The 19,287-nt window shown below is 70.9% G+C and carries 17 protein-coding genes; 8 read left to right on the forward strand and 9 right to left on the reverse strand.

Features of this window, described 5'->3' with window-relative positions; translation table 11 throughout:
* Positions 1-132: 132 nt before the first annotated feature.
* Together ASC99_RS04190 and ASC99_RS04195 are read left to right on the forward strand one after the other, a co-directional pair.
* Positions 133-1,170, forward strand: coding sequence for a cation diffusion facilitator family transporter (locus ASC99_RS04190; RefSeq protein ID WP_057228345.1), 1,038 nt, complete (start codon positions 133-135; stop codon positions 1,168-1,170).
* A 51-nt stretch (positions 1,171-1,221) separates the two neighbouring features.
* On the forward strand, positions 1,222-2,157 hold the full coding sequence (locus ASC99_RS04195; protein ID WP_157531359.1) for a 5'-3' exonuclease: 936 nt from the start codon (positions 1,222-1,224) through the stop codon (positions 2,155-2,157).
* Positions 2,158-2,525: 368 nt separating this feature from the next.
* Here ASC99_RS04195 and ASC99_RS04200 read toward each other — a convergent pair whose 3' ends face one another.
* The 5 genes from ASC99_RS04200 to ASC99_RS04220 are packed head-to-tail and all read right to left on the reverse strand — an operon-like array spanning position 2,526 to position 6,699.
* Entirely contained in the window at positions 2,526-3,176 is a 651-nt protein-coding gene (locus tag ASC99_RS04200) for a VWA domain-containing protein (protein ID WP_057228348.1), read from the reverse strand.
* A gap of 14 nt (positions 3,177-3,190) precedes the next feature.
* A complete protein-coding gene (locus tag ASC99_RS04205) occupies positions 3,191-4,333 on the reverse strand; it encodes a hypothetical protein (protein ID WP_057228350.1) in 1,143 nt (380 codons plus the stop codon).
* Positions 4,330-5,532: a protein phosphatase 2C domain-containing protein gene (locus ASC99_RS04210; RefSeq protein ID WP_057228352.1), complete on the reverse strand. Its 1,203-nt coding sequence runs from the start codon at positions 5,530-5,532 to the stop codon at positions 4,330-4,332. Before ASC99_RS04210 ends, ASC99_RS04205 begins: the two co-directional genes overlap by 4 nt.
* Complete coding sequence (locus ASC99_RS04215) at positions 5,529-5,945, reverse strand: hypothetical protein (RefSeq protein WP_057228354.1); 417 nt, start codon at positions 5,943-5,945, stop codon at positions 5,529-5,531. The genes ASC99_RS04210 and ASC99_RS04215 overlap by 4 nt, the downstream gene beginning before the upstream one ends.
* A 7-nt stretch (positions 5,946-5,952) precedes the next feature.
* Positions 5,953-6,699 carry a hypothetical protein gene (locus tag ASC99_RS04220; protein ID WP_057228356.1) on the reverse strand — a complete coding sequence of 249 codons (747 nt, stop codon included), beginning with the start codon at positions 6,697-6,699 and terminating at the stop codon, positions 5,953-5,955.
* A 172-nt stretch (positions 6,700-6,871) separates the two neighbouring features.
* On the opposite strand from ASC99_RS04220, the gene ASC99_RS04225 reads away from it, so the two are divergent.
* From ASC99_RS04225 to ASC99_RS04235, 3 genes are all read left to right on the forward strand, one after another.
* Positions 6,872-7,597 (forward strand): Crp/Fnr family transcriptional regulator, encoded by a 726-nt coding sequence (locus ASC99_RS04225; RefSeq protein ID WP_057228358.1) that lies wholly within the window; start codon positions 6,872-6,874, stop codon positions 7,595-7,597.
* Positions 7,598-7,678: 81 nt separating this feature from the next.
* Positions 7,679-10,120: a hypothetical protein gene (locus ASC99_RS04230; RefSeq protein WP_057228360.1), complete on the forward strand. Its 2,442-nt coding sequence runs from the start codon at positions 7,679-7,681 to the stop codon at positions 10,118-10,120.
* Between the two features lie 32 nt (positions 10,121-10,152).
* The gene (locus ASC99_RS04235) at positions 10,153-10,374 is read left to right on the forward strand and encodes a hypothetical protein (RefSeq protein ID WP_057228362.1); all 222 of its coding nucleotides are present in this window, start codon (positions 10,153-10,155) and stop codon (positions 10,372-10,374) included.
* A 55-nt stretch (positions 10,375-10,429) separates the two neighbouring features.
* Here the strand turns inward: ASC99_RS04235 and ASC99_RS04240 are convergent, their stop codons facing one another.
* Positions 10,430-11,224 carry an FHA domain-containing protein gene (locus tag ASC99_RS04240; RefSeq protein WP_235502904.1) on the reverse strand — a complete coding sequence of 265 codons (795 nt, stop codon included), beginning with the start codon at positions 11,222-11,224 and terminating at the stop codon, positions 10,430-10,432.
* Positions 11,225-11,377: 153 nt separating this feature from the next.
* Between ASC99_RS04240 and ASC99_RS04245 the strand changes: the two genes are divergently transcribed.
* Both ASC99_RS04245 and ASC99_RS04250 read left to right on the forward strand, forming a co-directional pair.
* Positions 11,378-13,021 (forward strand): serine/threonine-protein kinase, encoded by a 1,644-nt coding sequence (locus tag ASC99_RS04245; RefSeq protein ID WP_057228364.1) that lies wholly within the window; start codon positions 11,378-11,380, stop codon positions 13,019-13,021.
* 27 nt (positions 13,022-13,048) lie between these two features.
* Entirely contained in the window at positions 13,049-13,576 is a 528-nt protein-coding gene (locus ASC99_RS04250; RefSeq protein WP_057228365.1) for a GNAT family N-acetyltransferase, read from the forward strand.
* Here ASC99_RS04250 and ASC99_RS04255 read toward each other — a convergent pair.
* The 3 genes from ASC99_RS04255 to ASC99_RS04265 form a co-directional block, all read right to left on the reverse strand.
* A complete protein-coding gene (locus tag ASC99_RS04255; protein WP_057228367.1) occupies positions 13,568-14,581 on the reverse strand; it encodes an aminotransferase class I/II-fold pyridoxal phosphate-dependent enzyme in 1,014 nt (337 codons plus the stop codon). The two genes, ASC99_RS04250 and ASC99_RS04255, sit on opposite strands and share 9 nt — an antisense overlap.
* Complete coding sequence (locus tag ASC99_RS04260) at positions 14,578-15,918, reverse strand: radical SAM protein (RefSeq protein ID WP_235502905.1); 1,341 nt, start codon at positions 15,916-15,918, stop codon at positions 14,578-14,580. Before ASC99_RS04260 ends, ASC99_RS04255 begins: the two co-directional genes overlap by 4 nt.
* A 91-nt stretch (positions 15,919-16,009) precedes the next feature.
* Complete coding sequence (locus ASC99_RS04265; protein ID WP_235583002.1) at positions 16,010-18,883, reverse strand: RNA helicase; 2,874 nt, start codon at positions 18,881-18,883, stop codon at positions 16,010-16,012.
* A gap of 146 nt (positions 18,884-19,029) precedes the next feature.
* On the opposite strand from ASC99_RS04265, the gene ASC99_RS04270 reads away from it, so the two are divergent.
* Entirely contained in the window at positions 19,030-19,209 is a 180-nt protein-coding gene (locus ASC99_RS04270) for a hypothetical protein (protein ID WP_157531360.1), read from the forward strand.
* Positions 19,210-19,287 lie beyond the last annotated feature (78 nt).

The raw sequence follows: 19,287 nt of genomic DNA on the forward strand, positions 1-19,287 counted from the left end.
CGTAGCGGAGGGTGCCCGACGGGAACGACAACGGTCACCAGTGCAGCCTTTGGATCTTCGTCCGATCTGCGGTTCACTTCCGGTGCGGGGCGGCTGCGCCCTGGTTCCTGCGCGTTCGCGGAGAGGATCTCGATGTCGAACCACGAGCACGACCACGACCACGGAGGATCAGGCGGTCACGGCGGTCACTCGCACAGCATCTCCGCCGATGCGGACCGCAAGTGGCTGCTCGGCGCGCTGACCCTGATCGTGGTCTTCATGGCCGGCGAGGTGGTGGTCGGCTTCGCCGCCCAGTCGCTCGCGCTGATCTCGGACGCCGCGCACATGCTGACCGACGCGGCCTCGATCGTGCTGGCGCTGATCGCGATGCGGCTCTCCCAGCGACCGGCGCGGGGCGGCTACACGTACGGGCTGAAGCGGGCCGAGATCCTCTCCGCGCAGGCGAACGGCATCACCCTGCTGCTGCTGGCCGGCTGGCTCGGCTACGAGGCGGTCAGCCGGCTGTTCGACCCGCCGGAGGTGACCGGTTCGCTGGTGCTGGTGACCGCGCTGGTCGGGGTCGTGGTGAACATCGGGGCGGCCTGGTGCATGTCGAAGGCCAACCGCAGTTCGCTGAACGTCGAGGGTGCCTTCCAGCACGTGCTGACCGACCTGTACGCGTTCATCGCCACCGCGGTGGCCGGTCTGATCATCGTCACCACCGGCTTCACCCGGGCGGACGCGATCGCCTCGCTGATCGTGGTCGCGCTGATGCTGAAGGCGGGGATCGGGCTGGTCCGGGACTCCGGGCGGATCTTCCTGGAGGCCGCGCCGGCCGGGGTCGACCCTGACGCGGTGGCCGACCGGCTGATCGACTCCTCGCAGGTGGAGGAGATCCACGACCTGCACATCTGGGAGATCACCTCGGGCCAGCCCGCGCTCTCCGCGCACATCCTGGTGGCCCCCGACGGCGACTGCCACGCCGTCCGCCGCTCGCTGCAGCGGACCCTGCGGGACGAGTACCGGATCACCCATGCCACCCTCCAGGTCGACCACGTCGGCGAGGAACTGGGGCAGGACCTGCTGGCGATAGGGCGTTCGGCGGTGGAGGCGGGCGGTGCAGAACCGGCGGACGACCACTGCGGCGACTCGCACGGCCCGGTGCACCGGAGCGGCCCGCACCGGCACTGAACGGGCCGTGCCGCTGAGACTCCGTCAGTCGGGTGCGGCATGATCGGGGCCATGACCGCACCCAGGCTGATGCTGCTCGACTCGGCGAGCCTCTACTTCCGTGCCTACTTCGGCGTGCCGGATTCCCTGAAGTCCCCCGACGGGCAGCCGGTGAACGCCGTGCGCGGCCTGCTGGACTTCATCACCCGGCTGGTCCAGGACCACCACCCCGACCAGTTGGTCGCCTGTATGGACGCCGACTGGCGCCCGCAGTGGCGGGTGGATCTGATCCCCACGTACAAGACGCACCGGCTGGCCGCGGAGCCCTCGTTCGAGGGCGAGGAGGAGATCCCGGACACCCTGTCCCCGCAGGTGCCGGTGATCGAACAGGTGCTGGACGCCATCGGTCTGGCCCGGATCGGCTCGCCCGGCTACGAGGCGGACGACGTGATCGGCACGCTGGCCACCCGGGCCGGCGGCCCGGTGCAGATCGTCACCGGCGACCGTGACCTGTTCCAACTGGTCGACGACGCCCGGCAGGTGACCGTGCTCTACCCGGTCAAGGGCGTCGGCAACGCCCAGCTCATCGACGAGGCGGCGCTGCGCGAGAAGTACGGCGTGACCGGCTCGCAGTACGCCGACATGGCCGCCCTGCGCGGCGACCCGAGCGACGGCCTGCCCGGGGTGAAGGGCATCGGCGAGAAGACCGCCGCCCAGCTCATCCACGAGTACGGCGACCTGGCCGGCATCCGCGCCGCAGCCGCCGACCCCTTCTCCAAGCTCACCCCGGCCCGCCGCCGGAACCTCCTCGAAGGCGCCGCCTACCTCGATGTCGCCCCCACCGTGGTCCGGGTCGCCACCGACACCCCGCTCCCCGACTTCGACCCCGCTCTCCCCCGCGAACCCCTCGACCCCATGACCCTCGAAGCCCTCGCCGCCCGCTGGGGCCTCGGCACCTCCCTCACCTGCCTCCTCGAAACCCTCGCCCAGGTTGGCGAGCAGGCCTGAGGGGCCCCGCCCGGCCTCCGGCTACCCAGCAGCACCCGGTGTCGCAGGTGTCCTCGTCCGGGTCGGCCGGTGACTCGGCGGAGACTCCCTGACGGTGGCAGTAGCCGTGGGCTCGGGCAGTGCAGTGGTGGGGTCCGGGGGCGGGTAACTCGGCGACTGTGCCTCGGAGTTGCTGGGAGGAGCCGAGGTCGGCTGCACGGTCGTCACCGGGTGCGGGCTGCCTCCGCCCCCGTTCGCCGAGGGGACGAGGAGAGCGCCCGCCACCTCGACCGCGCCGCCGCAGATGAGCAGCGCCGCGGCCAGCACGGTCAGCCTGGCAGAGGCGCGCAGCGCCTGGGAACCCGTGGAACGCGGATCGGCAGCCATCATCAGTCCACGTATTCCTGGGCGACCTGAACGTACTCGAAGCCCTTGACGTCGGTGGCGATCTGCATCTGGCCGGTGTTCGACGAGGCGATCAGGGTGTTGAGCAGGCCTGAGATCGCTCCGCTCAGTGCCGACTCGGTGTCCGAACCGTCGGCGATGAACAGCGCCTTGGTCGCCACCTGTTCCAGCACGCTGCGCTGGGCGCCACCGAAGCCGTAGGCGATCACGTGCGGGTGGCGCGGCCAGCTCCGGTCCACCAGTTTGCGGAACGAGTCCCGCCAGTTGGCGTCGGTAGGGCCACCGTCGGTCAGGAAGAAGACCGTCGGACGCAGCACGCTGTAGTGCTGCGCCCGCAGGCCGCTGACGTCCTGTTCGATGCACTGCCGCAGCAGGTCGAAGGTCTTGCCGTAGTCCGTCCGGCCTCCGCAGATCACCTCGGGCATGCTCGGGACCTGCTCCATGTCCGACATCGGGATCACCACGTGTACGTCGGTGGAGAAGGCGACCACGCAGACCCGGGCGAACTCCGAGACACGGGGATTCGTCGCCAGGTTGTAGTGCAGGCGCGAGAGGGTCGCGTTGAGCACTGTCTCGTGCGGCTTCATCGACGACGATGCGTCGATCACCACGTAGGTGGGCAGGCAGAGTGACACGGTGCACCTCTGAGCTAGTGGTTGGAGGCGATGATGATGATCAGGATCACGGCGATGACGAGCACCCAGATCCACCCGGCGTCCCAGTCGGTCGTGGAGTCCTGCTTCTCCGCAGTGCCCGTCGCCTGCTCCCGTGCCGCCTTGGTGAACGCCGACTCGGGCCGCTCCACGGCCGGGCCGGTGCCCGCGGGAACCGTGATCGGTACGGGCAGCAGGGGCAGGGCGGTGCGGGTCGGCCGTGGCACGGGCCTGAGGTACGGCCCGCTGTTCAGTGCCTGGTCCAACTGGGCGGCTGACGGCCGGCGTTCGCGATCGGCCGCGAGCAGCATGTCCAGCAGTACCTCGGCGGCGGCGGGCTGTTCCCGCCAGCTGGCGGCGGCGACGGTGTGGAAGGCGTCCGCATCGCGTTGGCCCGTCAGGCATTTGGCGATCAGCAGGCCGAGCCGGTAGCGGTCGGTGTACCGGTCGGCGTCGGTGCCCGGCGGCGTCAGCGGGTCGGCCCAGTTCGGCTGGTGGAGGTCGGGCATCTTCTCCGGCTGGCAGCCGTCGACGTCGATCAGGTAGACGGAACGCCGGTCCGGGCTCCAGAAGGCGTTGGAGAACGACCAGTCCGAATAGACCAGGCCCAGACCTTCCAGGATCGCGGCGAGCTCCGTCAGTCGGCGGCAGGCGGCCAACCGGCCCTCGAAACCCGGGCCCGGCAGTCCGACGCGCCGGATCGACTCGTCGGACTTCGCCAGCCAGTCGATCTCCACGAACCGGCGCTCGCTGAACTTGCCGCGCCGCAGCTCGGCACGGTACTGATCCGGCGCCATCGGGATCACGCAGCCGACGGCCGGGTTGCCCGGCTCGTGGATCCGGGCGGCGGGCCAGCACGTGCCGGCGTACAGGGCCGCCCGGTCCGCCTCCGGCAGCGTGTCCGGTGCCGAGATCAACCGGTCGATCCGGTGGGCGTCCTCCGGCTGCATGTCCGGCCGGTAGAGCTTGGCCAGCCAGCCCGGATGGTCCGTCAGCGGCCGTACGGCGATGGCCTGGCCGTTGTGTTCGGAGATCGGTTCGGCGAACGGTCCGAGCTGGCTGACGCCCACGGTCCGAGGCAGCGCCCAGCCCCTCGGATCGACCGCCGGGCCGCCGGGGGCGAGTTCGGGGTCGGTCATGCCCGGCCGCCGTTCCACACCACGACAGCGGTGCGGTCGTCGAGGCACTGCGGCGCGTCGAAGCCGACGTCGGCGGTGAACCGCGTGGCCGGGACCGGCGAGCGCCAGGCGTTCGCGAAGTACTCGTTGACGTTTCCCCCCGGGTCCGCCCACGCGTCGCCGATCCCGTCCGTGACCAGGGCGAGAGCTGCGCCGGGGGCCAGACTGACCAAGCGGTCCACGGCCAGGTGCGGCGTGTCCGGCAGTCGCCCGGCGACCTCGTTCGAGACCACCTCAGCCGCGCGGTCCTTGGCCTCACCGGCGGCGAACTGCCAGAGCGGGATCCGCGGGTCGAGCATCCAGGCCGAACTGTCGCCGATCCACCCGACCCAGGCCTGCGCCACGCCGTTCTCGTCCGGCTCGGCGATCACGGCGGTGATCAGCACGGTGGCCACCTGTGCGGTGCTGACGCCGCGTCCGGCCGCGTGCCCGGCGACCGAGTCCGCGATCCGCCCGTACAGTCGCTGGACGTCGAGCCGGCCGAAGCCTCCGGCCTCGATCTGCTCGCGCAGCAGGGTGACGGCCTGGCTGGCGGCCGCGGTCGCTCCGGCGTCGGACCAGGCCGCGCTGGACAGGCCGTCGGCCACGGCCACGATCGCGTACCGGCTGTCCCGGCTCCGCCCGATCCGGTAGGAGTCCTGCCGCGGGTCGGCCGGCTGGCCGCAGCGGTGGCCGGGCCCGATGACGGAGGCCGCGCGGATGGCGAGGGCACCGACCGCGGCTTCGTCGGCGGCGATCCCGTTCTGTACCGTGCGCTCCGGCAGCAACCAGGGGTAGCCCTGCGCACGGGCGCCTTCGCCGAAGCGGGGAACGCTCAGGTCGGTCGGCCGCTCGCGCAGGAACGGCCGGGGCCTCGCGGGCTGGGCCGTCGGCACCGCCGGTCCGGCGGCGTAGCGGCAGACCGGTACCGTCCCGTCGGGCCGGGGCTCCTGTTCGAGCCGGGCCCGCGGCCGGGCGGGAGTCGCGGCGGCCTCGGACCCCAGCGCCGCCGCCGTGCCGACGACACCCACAGCTGCCAGGGCGAGCGCATCCACCAGCCAGCCGTAGTGCCGGTGCGGGATGCTGACCTCGACGAAGGCCCCGATCACGACGGCCACCATCAGCACCGCCCGCACCCATCCGTCCATCAGGCCGTCCCGCCGGTTGTCGTCCCAGCTCACGGTCGTTCCTGCGGATCGCGGGCCTTCGGCCCGAAGGCGAAATGCTGGCTACCGTGCTGCACCGCGAACACCTCACCCGAGTCGGTGGCGGAGTTGACCTGGACCGCGATGTCCGGCCGCTGCGCGGTCCGCAGCGATGCCAGGGCCATGACGTCCTGGGCGAGCTCCGGGTTCCGGTCGAGCAGCTGGGACAGCGCCTCGGTCCAGTAGTTCAGGACCTCGGGGTCGACCGCTCCCCTCGTGGCGGTCGACCCCTGCTCCAGTGCGGCGGACAGCTCCCTGCGGCGGTGGCTGCGGGCCTGCTCAATGACGCCGCTGATCAGCCGTTTCGCCTCCTGCCAGAGCTCGGTGCCCATCGCGGAGACCAGCGCGGTGGCGCCGCTCGCGGCCAGCGCGGCGAGTTCCTCGTTCATCGCTGCGTCAACTCCTGTCGTTGTGGCGGATGTACTGGTCACCACGGCCGACGGCGAAGACCGTGCCGTTCCCGGTGGCGTGGACGAGTTGCCCCACGGTCCGTGCCCCGGGGTCCGCAGGCGGCTCGCCGGAGCCGGATTCGGGTGCCCCGGCATCGCCGTGCGGCCCGACGGGGCTGCCCGGGTACCAGAGCCAGGCCGGTGCGGCGTACTCCTTGACCCGCACCTCGGCCGCAGTGAAAGCGCCGCTCTCCAACCCGTCGTAGCCGTGCCCGACCGTCTCCTCGTAGACGTGCTGCGAGAGGACCGCGGCCACCGGGGTGCCGTCCGGACCGGCCAGGGCCGCGTACCGCAGCGGCGCTGAGTCGAGCAGCCGGGCGAGCGCCTCGAAGGGAGTACCCGAGACGGTGCCCTCCGGGTCGAGCCGGACCTCCCCCGCGTGCACCGCGGCCCGTACCCGCAGCTGAGTGCCCGGGACGGCATGGCGGTTGTGCTCGCGGATCCGCTCGCTCAGCTCCGGCAGGAGCGGGAGGAGCAGTCTGGCCTTGGGCAGCCCGGCCGGGGCGACGAGCCGGCAACCGTCACCGGTGTCCACGTACTCGAACTCCCGCAGGTCCAGATCCGCGACGCCGAAGGCACCGGACAGCGCGGACCGCAGCACACTGCGGATCTCCTGCAACCGCTGCTGCCCGCGACCGGCGGAACCCGCGATGTCGCACGCCAGCAGGGCTCGGTATTCGTACCTCGGGTTCACATTCCCTCCGCGATCACGACGGGGGCCGGCAATTCGAAGATCGATTCGTCGGCGCCGAATTCCCGGCGCCAACAAGATGATTGACGAGATCGTAGAGGAGGGGTCCTCGGGTAGAACGGCTACTAATACCGCTTGTCCGGCTTCAGCCGAACGAAGAACAGGAGTGCCGCCGATGAGCAACACACGGGTGCGCGGGGCCGCGACTTACTGGCCGCCGACCGGGCTGCTCGGCCGGGTCGGCGAGGACGACCGCCGAGTCCTGCTCGGGCTCGGCCACGGCGTGGTCTACCCGGCCGGTCAGATCACCATCCACGAGGCGGACACCTCGGACTTCGCGCTGCTCCTGACCGGCGGCACGGTGAAGGTCACCGCGCATGCGCAGGACGGCCGGGAGGCGCTGCTGGCCGTGCGGATGGCCGGGGACCTGGTCGGGGAGCTCGCCGGGATCGACGGTCAGCCGCGGATCGGCACCGTGACCGCCTGCGGCCGGGTGCTGGCCCGCTACGTCCTGCGCGCCGAACTGCTGGACTGCACGAAGAAGCACCCTGCCATCGGGCTCGCGCTCAACGCGAGCGTGGTGGCCAAGCTGCGCACGGCGACCGGCCGGATCGTCGACTTCACCGGTTGCGACGTACTCGGGCGGCTGGCCAGGATCCTGCACCACCTGGCCGTCAGCTACGGGCGTCCCGGCCGGAACGAGGCTCAACTTCCGCTGTCACAGCCGGAGATGGCCACGTTGGTCGGCGCGGCGGAGTCGTCGATCCACAAGGCACTGCGGGCCTTGCGCGAGTCGGGCGCGGTCACGACGGGCTACCGGAGGATCACGATCCTCGACCTGGACCACCTCGCCCGGATCGCCGCCGCGGCCAGTTCGCCGGGGATCTCACCGAAGACGTAAAAGCGTCGGGTTCGCACGACGGGTCGGCTCCACCATGACCTAGTGCTGGGACCCGAGAGTTGGAAAGGGCAGGGGAAGCACATGCCAGAGAACAGCAGTGCCCCGGACGGTTCCGAGGGGATCAGGGTCGGCGACGTGTCCGGGACGGTGGTCGTCGGCAGCCACAACACCGTGAACAACCTGAACGTCACCGCCGAGTACGGTGCGACCGTCACCGTACACGCCGGGCCGCTGCCGCGACCGGTCAAGCGCCGGGCGATCTCACAGCTGCCCCGGTCCGTCGCCGATCCGCTGATCGGCCGGGAGCTGGACCTCCAGGTGCTGCAACAGGCGCTCGAGAAGCGTCAGTTGGTGCAGATCTGGGGCGCGTCCGGGGTCGGCAAGAGCGCGCTGCTGCGCCACCTCGCGTGCACGATGCCGCGCGGGCCGGAGGGAGCGGCCTACATCGAAGCCGGCGGACGGACGGCGGACGACATCGCGCAGGCGATCTTCGACATCGGCTTCGACGCGCCGAACTACAAGCCGTCGCTGGAGGTCCTGAAGGAGCACCTGAAGACCCTGCGGCTGCGGATCTACCTGGACGACGCGGGACTCGACGAGAAGGACCTGCGCCGACTCCTCGACATGGCCGAGCAGTCCACGTTCGTCTTCACCTCGCAGCAACGGTCCGCGGTCGCCGGCGTACACGCGATCCGGCTCGACGGGCTGACGGCCCCGGCGGGGGCGCACCTGGTGCAGACGGTACTGGCCCGCGGGCTGCGGCCCGACGAGACCCGGACCGTGCAGGCGCTGTGCGACGCCGTGCACGGCAACCCGCTCCGGCTGCGGCGCATCGCCCTGTCCGCCGCGACGGGCAAGAGCCTGCCGGGCATCGCCGACCTCCCCGAGCTGCTCCCCGCACTGCTGAACAGGCTCCGGCCGCCGGAGCGCGACCTGCTGCACCTGCTCGGTTCGCTGTCCGGCGCCGAGTTGGCTGCCCGTCAGCTCGATGCCCTGCTCGGCCGGTCGGACACCGACGCGCTCGCCGACGGCCTGGTGCGGCACGGTCTGCTGGTTGCCTCGGAGACCGGCTACGGATGTCCGCCGGACGTCGCCGGGTGCGTGCTGAAGAGCCGGATGACGGAGTTCCCGGCCGACCGGCTCTGCCGGGTGCTCACCACGTGGATCGAGGCGCCGGAGACCACCCCGGACGAGGTCGCGGCCCACTTCCGAGCGCTGGACGTTGCGGTGCTCCGGGCGGAGAAGAGCGGACAGGCGCAGCTCGGCGTGACGCTGGCCCGTGCCGCCTCGCCGAAACTGGCGCTGTCCCGGCAGTTCGACGCATGGGGCAGCCTGCTCGGAGCCGGCTGGACCGCCGCGAAGAGCGCGGGAGACAGCGTGGGTGAGGAGTTCTTCCTGCGCGAGGCGCGCACCCGCCGCAAGGCGATCGGTCGAGCCGCACAGACGGCGGCCCTGGCGCTCGAGGCCGGCGTGCTCTGGCACGAACTCACCGTCCTGCAAGCGCATTCGGCGGCCCATCAGGTCGCCAGTGCGGCGGTGACCACCCCACCGCCGGTCCACACGTTCGTCCCGACGCACGGCACGGGCCACCTGGCGTCCGTCCCACACGCGCCCGCCACGGTGGTTCCCCCGCACGCACCGGTGGCGAAGCCGGTGGTCGACTTTTCGGGTGCCGGCCACCACTCGGCCGTCGCCAACCACCTGCCGGCCGGCACACCTGCCCCCACCCCGACACCGGCGCGGATCGACCTTTCGCAGGCGCACTCCTCCGTCGCCCAGCCGACGCCGACGCATGCCGTGAACACACCCACGCCTGCGACGAGTTCGGGCCACGCGACACACGTCTCCGCCGCCCATCCGACGCACGCCGTGGGCACGACCGCGACGGGCTCGGGCCACACCGCGCTCACCGTCGCAGGCGCGGCAGGTGCCAAGGCCGGAGTGTCAGCACTCGCTCTCGCCTGCGCGTTCGGCTTCGTTGTCGTGCTGGGCGTGGGCGCCATGGTCTACGCAGACGACCAGTCAGCCTCGTCGTCTGCCGCCACATCGGGTCCCGTCTACCCGGCCGTCAAGACGTCGGGGCCGAGCAAGCACACCTCGCCCACACCCACCTTCGACCCCGTGTGCAAGACCGTGATCCCGGACCTGGAACGAGAGATCCAGCGGTACAACACCGACCGCGCCACCGCGTCCGGCTCGCTCGACGCGTACAACAACGCCATGGGCGCCTACAACTCGGGCCGGACCTCCACTCCTCCCAGCGACGGCACCCTGAAGGCCAACGTCAACACCGTCCTCAGCGACCTGCGCTCCATCGAGTCCACGTTGCGGGGAGCCAAATCGCGAGCCCGGGACAGCTCCGTGGCGTCAGATCTCAACAGCATGCTGACCTCCGTTCAGCAGATGGAGAGCCAATATCGGTCGTATCAGAACGATCCGGAAGGTTCCACGGTAGACACGTCGAGTCAGGCCTCAGCGATGAACTCGGCCGCAAACCGTCTGGAAGCCGACTGCGGTACCTGACCATCCCTCAGAACAACCAGGAAAGGCCGACCATGCCTGCGGAATCCGCACCCGGCGGCATCCAGGCCGGGGACGTCTCCGGCACCTTCATCGTGGGCGACAACAACCGCGTGACGAACACGGCGCAGCGCCCCGAACAGCCGCAATCCCAGCCACGCCAACAGAACTCGGCGGAGGACCGGGCAGCCGTCTTCGCGGTCGAGCACGGCACCATGCACGTGACCTACAACGCCGAGCCCGACCCGGAACGCTGAGAAACGCCGCCTGCCCCGGCGAACGATCCACCGGGGCAGGCGTCCTGACGTCCGCTCATTCCTGACCGGCCAGCAACTCCAGGTCCTGAGCACTCAGCGTCGCCGTCTTCAGCAGTTCCCTGATCAGGTTGACGCTGAGCATCGAGCCGACCGGCTCGCCGACCTCATCGCGCGTCAGTCCGCGTACGCCCCGCCGGTGCAGCCGTTCGCGCACGTCCTCGACCGAGTTCGCGACCGACTTGTAGCTCCAGGACTTGGTCACGTAGACCGAGGCGTTGACCAGGCGGGCGGTGTCCTCCCAGGTCAGCGGGAGAGGGAAGGCGTCGTGGCCCTCCAGGTAGCGCCGGGCGAGCGCGGTGAGTACCAGCCGCTCCTGCGGGGAGAGTTCGTAGACCGTCTCGGGGCCCACGGTCTCCGCACTGCTCGTGGAGCGGGGGCGCCGGTCGTCCTCGGCCACGACGCGGACCTCCACCAGGTGGGAACGCTGCTTGGAGGAGTTGATCACCAGTGGGGTGTACCCGGAGTCGGTGATCCGCTTGTGGCCGGTGAGCATCAGCACGCCGTCGGGCAGTTCGATCGGCAGGTTGCCGGTGTTGATCAGCCACCAGTTCTCGTCCGTGCCCGTGCAGGTGAAGACGCCGTGCCGACGGCTGACCGTCGGGTCGTCGACACCGACCGGCACGTGCACATCCTCGCGGTCGCGCCCGAACAGCAGCGTGTACCGGCGCGGCGGCACGGCGTACCCACCCTCCGGACCGAGCACGAAGATCGTCCCGGGCGGCGCCGAGGGCACCCTGTCGGCAGGACTGCCCGGCGGCAGCATCTGGGGTGGGAAGTTTCCGTACGCCATCTCACATACCTCCGCCTCGGCTCGCGCCAGTGTAGGAACCCCCTCCGAGGACCGGTCCTCACGCGGGACCCGGTCTCCGTCAACTGATGTTGCATGGGCATGACTTGATCGATAATCTGCCCGCCATGAGCGCTACCGGCCGGGAACCTGCTGATGACAGATAGCACGGTCGCCGAACCTCTCGGTCCGGGCGATCCGCAGGAGATCGGCAGCTTCACCATCATCGGCCTGCTCGGCACCGGTGGCATGGGCGAGGTCTACCTCGGGGCCTCGGACCGGGGCTACGCCGCCGTCAAGCGCGTCCGGCCCCGGCTGGTCTCCAGCGAACGCTTCGAACGAGAGGTCGGCATCCTCTACCGGGTGCCGTTCGGGGTCGGGCCGAGGGTACTGGCGAGCGACGGCACCGCGGAACGCCCCTGGTTCGCCGCCGAGTACGTCCCCGGTCTCACGGTGGACGAGGCCGTCCGGCTGCGCGGCCCGCTGCCCGCCGAGGCGCTGTGGCTGCTGCTGGCCGAGGCAGCCACGCAGCTGCGGGCCGTGCACGCGTCCGAGATCGCGCACCGCGACATCAAGCCCGGCAACGTCATGCTGGTGCGCGACGGTGTGAAGCTGATCGACTTCGGCATCGCCCGCGCCGCGGACCAGGCGAGGCTCACCAGGGGCGGTGGCAGCTACGGAACCCAGGGGTTCTCGGCTCCGGAACAGCAGGCCGGGAACGAGGACGTGGCAGCACCCGCGGACGTCTACTCGCTCGCGGCGCTCCTGCTCTATGCCTCCTCGGGTCGCACGCCCGGAGTTGTCCCCGATCTGGCACCGCTGCGCACCGTGGACGCCGACCTCGCCGCCGTCATCGAGCCCTGCCTCGCCACCGACCCCCAAAGACGCCCCACCGCCCACGAGATCGCCGCGGCGGCCCGCCTGCACCTGCCCGTTCCTCCCTCGTCGTGGCCGCCTGAGGTCATGTCACGCATCGACGCGCGACGCGCCTTCGCCGCGACGCCGGTCGGCAAGCTGGAGACCGTCCCTCCGCCGGACCTGGCCACGGACCCGAATCCCGAAGTCGGAGCCACGCCCCTCGGATCACCTCGCCGCCCGCGCACACGCCTGCTCGTGCTACCGATCGCCGCCGTGATCGCCCTCGGCGCCGTCGCGGCGTTCGTCCTCAGCCCGTCCGGTTCCCCGCATGACCGTCCGTCACCATCGGCCGGCAGCACGTCGGTCACTGTCGAATCAACCGTCGGGACAACGCAGCGGCCCTCTGCGAGCCCTTCGGCGTCCCCCACTACCCCAGCCCCAACCGGCTCGACGCAGCCGCTCCCCCCGAGCCCGACTGCCTCGCCCTCCGCCACTTCCAAGCCCACTCCCCCGACCACCCCACCGAGCACAGCCCCTGCCCCCGTCGTGACCGCCTCGTCGCCCGCGACTGCCCCCAGCGTCACCTCTTCGTCGATCAGCGGCATCAACGGCGGCGACGACCCGGCGCAGGTCAAGGGCTCCGAGGCGGACACCAGCTGGTTCGGCAACGTCGCCGCCTGCTCCGCCTGGCTAGACGACAACGGCTCCGGCGCCCTCGCGGGCGTGCTGAACACCTCCCTGAACCAAACCTGCGTCGCCGAGCTCAACCGCAGCGACGGCCTCAGCTACACCTTCCGCGCCTCCTGGGGCGCCGCGAAGACGAACTTCGTCCCGGACACCGGCACCACGATGTGGATCTGCGTCTGGAACGCGAGCGACCGGACCAGCGAGCAGTGCTCCGCCCGCTTCGGCATGAATGGGACCACCCCGGTCCGTCGGTGAAGTGGTCGCGACCCGGAGGATGACCGCATGACCATCGAGTTCCGCCACCACACCGACCTCACCGCGGAGGCCCGCCAGGACCTGCTGGACGTCTACACGGAGGTCCGGGCACCCCTGCTGCACCTGGCCAACTACGGCGTCGAGGCGTTCGTCCGACGCCTCGACCAGTACGCCACCGAGCCCGGCTTCGAACTCGTCCTCGGCTACGACGGCGAAGTACCGGTCGGGTACGCCTACGGCAACACCGTCGACGCCGCCGACCGGTACTGGAAACGGATGGCCGAACCGCTGCCCGACGGCTGGACCGACACCCCCGTGCTGGCCATCAGGGAGATCGGCGTCCGCACCCCCTGGCGCGGAACCGGCACCGCCCGCCGCATGCACGACGAACTCCTCGCCCACCGCACCGAGGACCGCGCCACCCTCATGGTCAACCCGCTCGCCGGGGACGGCAAGGTCCAGGCCCTGTACGGGACTTGGGGTTATCAGGCTTTCAACAGCCAGCCGCCTTCGGCCGACTCACCCCGACTCACCGCCATGGTCCGCTCACGCTGATTCCGAGGTCGGGCCGAAGCCGTCGGCAAGGCTGGTCAGGACGGAGCCGGACCAGCGGCTCTCCCCGAACACGCTGACCGGCAGGGCGAGCAGGCCGTACTCGCGCCGGAGCGTCTCCGCCGGGATGTCCACCGGGAAGAAGTAGTTGCCGGGGCAGGTCCGGCTCGCCACCGGAATCGCCCCGAGCACCTCGTCCGGCAACCGTTCGAACAACCGCTCAGCCCGGGCGGCCAGTTCGTCGACGACCTGCCGGGGCACGTCACTGTGCTCGGTCAGCAGGCGGTCGGCGAGCCTGAGCTGTGTCTGCGTCGGCGGATCCGCCCGGAACGCTTCGGCCAGTTCGGCCTGCGCCGGACCCAGCAGGACCACGCCGAAGGTGCGCGGCCACAGCCACCCCTTGGTGACCGAGTGCAGCAGGACCGCACGGCCGGTGTCCAGCAGTCGCCGGGTGCCGGCCGCGAACGGGGCCCCCAGGTCGTAGACGCTGTCGATCAGCAGGTGGCGGCGCGGCGAATCCCGCAACCACGAGATCAGCGCGTCGCACTCGGCATCGGAGAGGTACCGGCCGAGCGGCTTGCTGGGGTTGGCGAGCAGCAGGTACTCGGGCCGGTCGTCCGCCGGCGCCCCGGGGAGGACCGGCGTCGGCAGCGTCGGGTAGGACGCGGGCGCCAGGCCCGCAGCGCGAGCCAGCTCGAAGTAGACCGGGTAGACGTCGCTGGGCAACCACAACCGCGCCTGCACGGTGCGCAGCCAGTGGAACACCACACCGAGCCCGTGCCGGACCCCTCGGCAGACCATGGTGTGGCGGGACCACTCCTCCGGCAGCTCGAACCGCCGCAGCCAGGCGCGGGCGAGATCGCACCGGTGCACCGTACTCAGACCGGCCGGCGGCTCCGGTCGCAGCGGAGCGAGCGCCCGGTACACATTGGTCTCGGCAGCGTCCAACAGGGCAGGGCCGGCACTGAGTTGCCGCCGCCGGAAGTCCTGAAACTCGTCGAACCTCATACCGCTGCACCTGCCGGCACGATCTCGCTGGCCCGGTCCTCCAGGGAGGCGTAGCAGCGTCCGTCGGCCAGGACGTTCCAGCTGCGTGCGATCCCGTTGGTGCGTTCCCAGAGCAGGCTGGGCTCGGTGTAGGCGGCGATCCGCATCGGTCGTCCTTCCCAACTGCCGTGGTAGACCGGTGCGCCCCAGGGCAGGCGGCTCGCCAGTTCGAAGCCGTGCTGCTCGGCGAACCGGGTGACGACGGACAGCGAGACCTGGCGCTCCCGGCTCCAGACGTTGGCGGCGCGGTCGAAGTAGAGCGACTCGGTGCTGGTGGAGACGTAGAGCTCTTTGAAGCAGACTTCCTCGACGCCGAGAGTCGCGGCCCACGCAAGGTAGTCGCCGACGCCGGTCGCGTCGGCCACGCCGCCGTGCTGGAGCACGCAGATCAGTCTCATCCGCAGCCCCGGCCAGCGGTCACGTTCCACGCGCCAGGTGTCGACCACCGAGCCCACCGGCGTACGCAGCATCATCAGCCGCTCACTGACGGCCTCGTCCTGATGGTGCCGGGAGACCGCCAGCACGCTCAGGCCCGCGGCGCTCAGGGCTGCCAGTCGGTCGGCCCGGTCGGCGTGCTGACCCTTCGCCAGGGTGTGCGCGTTGGTGATCAGGACGACCTTCGGGAAGGCCGCCGAGCAGGCGGAGACCAGCCGCAGCTGCTGGTCGAACGGTATGAGCGTGGGCTCCCCGCCGCCGGTGATCACTGCCCGCTCGGCACCCGCCGCACGGGCCCGCTCCAGCCAGTGGGCGACCGCGTCCCACGGGACCCGGGCCGGCGCCTGGTCGCTGGAGATCGAAGCCGCGGAGAAGCAGAACGAACACCGGGCCTGGCAGGCGGAGGCGACCGGCAGAACCGAGACCGTACGCGGTCGCAGGTCGGCGTAGCGACGCTGCGCCGATCCCTGCAGGTGCAGGGAGGCCGCCATCGCATCCTCGACGGTGGTCGGGCGCAGCGTGAACTCGTCGCCCACCTGGTCGAGTTCGTGCACGGCTGACAACCGGATCCGAGCCTCGTGCAGTTCCGTGCCGAGGCCGGTCGACACGTTGGGCTCCAACGTGTCGGGGTCCACCGTGGTTTCCAGCACCAGCAGTCGGTCGCCCGGAACGGCCAACCGGTCCAGCAGACGTCGCGCCTTACCGATACCGATACCCAACTCCGCACGGGTCAGCAGGTGGAACCGGTCGGGAAAGGTACTCTCCGGAATCCCCGCCTTGCCGTAGGCGAACGCGTACTTGTCGAAGCCCCTCGCGAAGTTCGACAGCACGATGACGTGGAAGCGCTGGTCCCTACGATTCATCCCGTCATCATGCATGACCGGTTCTCGAGGCGTTCAGGGCCCCGCCCGGAGGTGATCCCGGACGGGGCCCTGGCGTTGGGGAACGAGCCCGCTACCCGACCGAGCTGTACGCGATGATGCCGCGCCGCAGCGAGTCGACCGCCTTCCGGGCGGTGGACCGCAGCTTCGCGTCCTCGCCCGCCGCGTCCTGGATCTGCCCGAGCACGTCGATCAGCTGCTTGGTCCAGCGGACGAAGTCGCCGGCCGGGAGGTCGGCGTCGCGGAGCACCTGGTCGAGGTTGTGGCCGAGCGCCCAGCGGTAGGCGACCCAGGCGAAGCCGAGGTCGGGTTCGCGTTGGCCGACGCCCTCGGCCGTGTTGATCTTGTGCTGCTCCTCCAGGGCGTCCAGGTGGCCCCAGATCCGGATCATCCGGCCGAGCGCCTCCTTGCTCCCGCCCTCCGGCACCCGGGGTGCGGCCGCGTCGTCGGACTGCCGCGACTCGTACACCAACGCCGAGGCGCAGGCGGCCAGTTCGGGCGGGCTGAGCTCGGCCCAGACGCCCTCGCGGATGCACTCGGAGGCCAGCAGGTCGAGCTCGCCGTACAGCCGGCCGAGGCGCTTGCCGTCCTCGGTGACGGTGTCCCCGCTGAGGTAGCCGAGGTCGGTGAGCAGGCCGCAGACCCGGTCGAAGGTGCGGGAGATGGTGTGGGTGCGGGAGCGCATCCGGCGCTCCAGCAGGTCGGTGTCGCGGTGCAGGCGGTGGTAGCGCTCGGACCAGCGGGCGTGGTCCTCGCGCTCGTCGCAGCCGTGGCAGGGGTGCTGCCGAAGCTCCGCGCGCAGCCGGGCGATCTCGGGGTCGTCGGCGGCGGCCGCTCGGCCCTTGCGGAACCGCTCGGGCTCCAGGTGGCCCGCCTTGGTGCGCAGGGCTGACGCCAGGTCACGCCGGGACTGCGGGCTGCGCGGGTTGAAGGACTTGGGGATCTTCACCCGGTCGACGGCGGTCACCGGATACGGGAAGTCGATCATCGCGAGCCGCTTGACCTGCCGCTCGGCGGTGAGCACCACCGGGCGCGGGCCGTCCTGGTAGTCGGGGTGACGGACCGTCCGGGGCGAGCGGCTGACCGGCGGCAGGCCGGGGTCGAGCACCAGCGCGAGCCCGGCGAACTTGCCGGTCGGCACATGGATCACGTCGCCCGGCTTGAGCGCCTCGATCGCCTCGATCGCGGCCGCTCGGCGCTGGCCCGTGCCCTCGCGGGCGAGGTCGTTCTCCCGCTCCTTGAGCGTCCGACGGAGGCTCATGTACTCCTCGAAGTCGCCGAGGTGACAGGTCATCGACTCCCGGTAGCCCGCGAGCCCGTCCTCGTTCTTCTGCACCTGGCGGGCGATGCCGACCACCGCGCGGTCGGCCTGGAACTGGGCGAACGAGGTCTCAAGGAGCTCGCGCGAGCGGTGCCGCCCGAACTGGCCGACCAGATTGACCGCCATGTTGTACGAAGGGCGGAACGAGGAGCGCAGCGGGTACGTCCGGGTGCCGGCCAGACCGGCCAGAGCCTCCGGGTCGATGCCACGCTGCCAGAGCACCACGGCGTGACCCTCGATGTCGATGCCCCGTCGCCCGGCCCGGCCGGTGAGCTGAGTGTACTCACCGGGGGTGATGTCGGCGTGGGTCTCGCCGTTCCACTTGACCAGCTTCTCCATCACCACCGAGCGGGCGGGCATGTTGATGCCCAGCGCCAGCGTCTCGGTCGCGAAGACGGCCTTGACCAGCCCCTTCACGAAGAGCTCCTCGACCACCTCCTTGAACCGGGGCAGCATCCCGGCGTGGTGGGCGGCGATGCCGCGCTCGAGCCCGTCCAGCCACTCGAAGTAGCCGAGGACGTGCAGGTCCTCGTCGGGGATGTCGGCGCAGCGCTCCTCGACGATCGCGCGGACCGTCGCCCGGTCGGAGTCGCGGTTCAGCCGCAGGCCCGAGGTGAGGCACTGCTGGACGGCGGCCTCGCAGCCGGCCCGGCTGAAGATGAAGGTGATCGCGGGCAGCAGGCCCTCGGCGTCGAGGCGCTCGATCACGTCGACCCGGCCGGGCGTCCAGACCCGGTTCGGGCGGCCGGTGGGCATCGAGCGGCCCCGGCCGCGGCCGAACCGGTCGTCCCGCGAGCCGCGGTCTCCCTCGGAGCGGGCCAGCCGGACCAGTTCGGGGTTGACCGCCTTGGCCGGGTTGCGCGGGGCGTTCTTGGGACGGCCGTCCACGTCCGGGTTGGCGAACAGGTCGTACATCCGGTTGCCCGCCATCACGTGCTGCCAGAGCGGCACGGGGCGGTGCTCGGAGACGATCACCTTGGTGCCGCCGCGCACGGTGTCCAGCCAGTCGCCGAACTCCTCGGCGTTGGAGACGGTGGCCGACAGCGAGGCCAGCACCACCGACTCGGGCAGGTGGATGATCACCTCTTCCCAGACCGCGCCGCGGAACCGGTCGGCCAGGTAGTGCACCTCGTCCATCACCACGTAGCCGAGGCCGTTCAGCGCGGAGGAGCCCGCGTAGAGCATGTTGCGCAGCACCTCGGTGGTCATCACGACCACCGGGGCGTCGCCGTTGACGCTGTTGTCACCGGTCAGCAGGCCGACCTTGTCGGCGCCGTAGCGCTTGACCAGGTCGCCGAACTTCTGGTTCGACAGCGCCTTGATCGGCGTGGTGTAGAAGCACTTCCGGCCGGACTGCAGGGCCAGGTGGACGGCGAACTCGCCGACGATGGTCTTGCCGGAGCCGGTCGGGGCGGCGACCAGCACACCCTCGCCGGCCTCCAGTGCGCGGCAGGCCTCCAGCTGGAACTCGTCCAGCTCGAAGTCGTAGAGCTGCTGGAAGCCGTAGAGGATGGTGGCCTGCTCCTTGGCCCGGCGGCGGAAGGCCGCGTAGGCCTCGGCCGGGCCGAGCTCCTCGGTGCCGGAGGTGCCGGAGGTCTCCGGGTGTTCGGGCATGGCGCTGTTCATCGGCGTCACCTCTTCTTCCCGTGGGACTGCTGGCTGCCGTGCCGGAGACCGGCCGGGCGGGACGGGGGCGCAGACGGCGACGCCTGCGGCTGCGGGGCCCGGACGGCGGTGGCCGACCCGGGGGCGCAGCGGCTGTGGTTGGTGTGGTGATCGAGCATCTCAGCCAGACATTACCCGCCTGGACCGACATCAACAGCACCGTTTTCGACCCGGTTGCGGAGCCGGGCGGATCGCCGGATGTCGACCTGTCGTCATACCGCGTTGCCGACCGGGATTTCGACACCGCGAAGGCGGCCTGCCGCGTCCGCTCCCGTGCGGGGGAGTGACCGGCGGTCAGCGTTTTGGGTCAGATTCTCAGTTGCAGAAGTCTTCATATCGCTGACGGACGATCACTTCCCGCTCTG

This window comes from Kitasatospora sp. Root107, assembly GCF_001424875.1.
In the GTDB taxonomy this organism is placed as follows: Bacteria; Actinomycetota; Actinomycetes; order Streptomycetales; family Streptomycetaceae; genus Kitasatospora.

Excerpts from the sequence above, each read along its gene's own strand:
- ASC99_RS04190 (WP_057228345.1), top strand. The coding sequence starts at position 133 with ATGTCGAACCACGAGCACGACCACGACCACGGAGGATCAGGCGGTCAC.
- ASC99_RS04195 (WP_157531359.1), top strand. The coding sequence starts at position 1,222 with ATGACCGCACCCAGGCTGATGCTGCTCGACTCGGCGAGCCTCTACTTC.
- ASC99_RS04205 (WP_057228350.1), bottom strand. The coding sequence starts at position 4,333 with ATGACCGACCCCGAACTCGCCCCCGGCGGCCCGGCGGTCGATCCGAGG.
- ASC99_RS04215 (WP_057228354.1), bottom strand. The coding sequence starts at position 5,945 with ATGAACGAGGAACTCGCCGCGCTGGCCGCGAGCGGCGCCACCGCGCTG.
- ASC99_RS04225 (WP_057228358.1), top strand. The coding sequence starts at position 6,872 with ATGAGCAACACACGGGTGCGCGGGGCCGCGACTTACTGGCCGCCGACC.
- ASC99_RS04230 (WP_057228360.1), top strand. The coding sequence starts at position 7,679 with ATGCCAGAGAACAGCAGTGCCCCGGACGGTTCCGAGGGGATCAGGGTC.
- ASC99_RS04235 (WP_057228362.1), top strand. The coding sequence starts at position 10,153 with ATGCCTGCGGAATCCGCACCCGGCGGCATCCAGGCCGGGGACGTCTCC.
- ASC99_RS04240 (WP_235502904.1), bottom strand. The coding sequence starts at position 11,224 with ATGGCGTACGGAAACTTCCCACCCCAGATGCTGCCGCCGGGCAGTCCT.
- ASC99_RS04245 (WP_057228364.1), top strand. The coding sequence starts at position 11,378 with ATGACAGATAGCACGGTCGCCGAACCTCTCGGTCCGGGCGATCCGCAG.
- ASC99_RS04250 (WP_057228365.1), top strand. The coding sequence starts at position 13,049 with ATGACCATCGAGTTCCGCCACCACACCGACCTCACCGCGGAGGCCCGC.
- ASC99_RS04255 (WP_057228367.1), bottom strand. The coding sequence starts at position 14,581 with ATGAGGTTCGACGAGTTTCAGGACTTCCGGCGGCGGCAACTCAGTGCC.
- ASC99_RS04260 (WP_235502905.1), bottom strand. The coding sequence starts at position 15,918 with ATGAATCGTAGGGACCAGCGCTTCCACGTCATCGTGCTGTCGAACTTC.
- ASC99_RS04265 (WP_235583002.1), bottom strand. The coding sequence starts at position 18,883 with ATGAACAGCGCCATGCCCGAACACCCGGAGACCTCCGGCACCTCCGGC.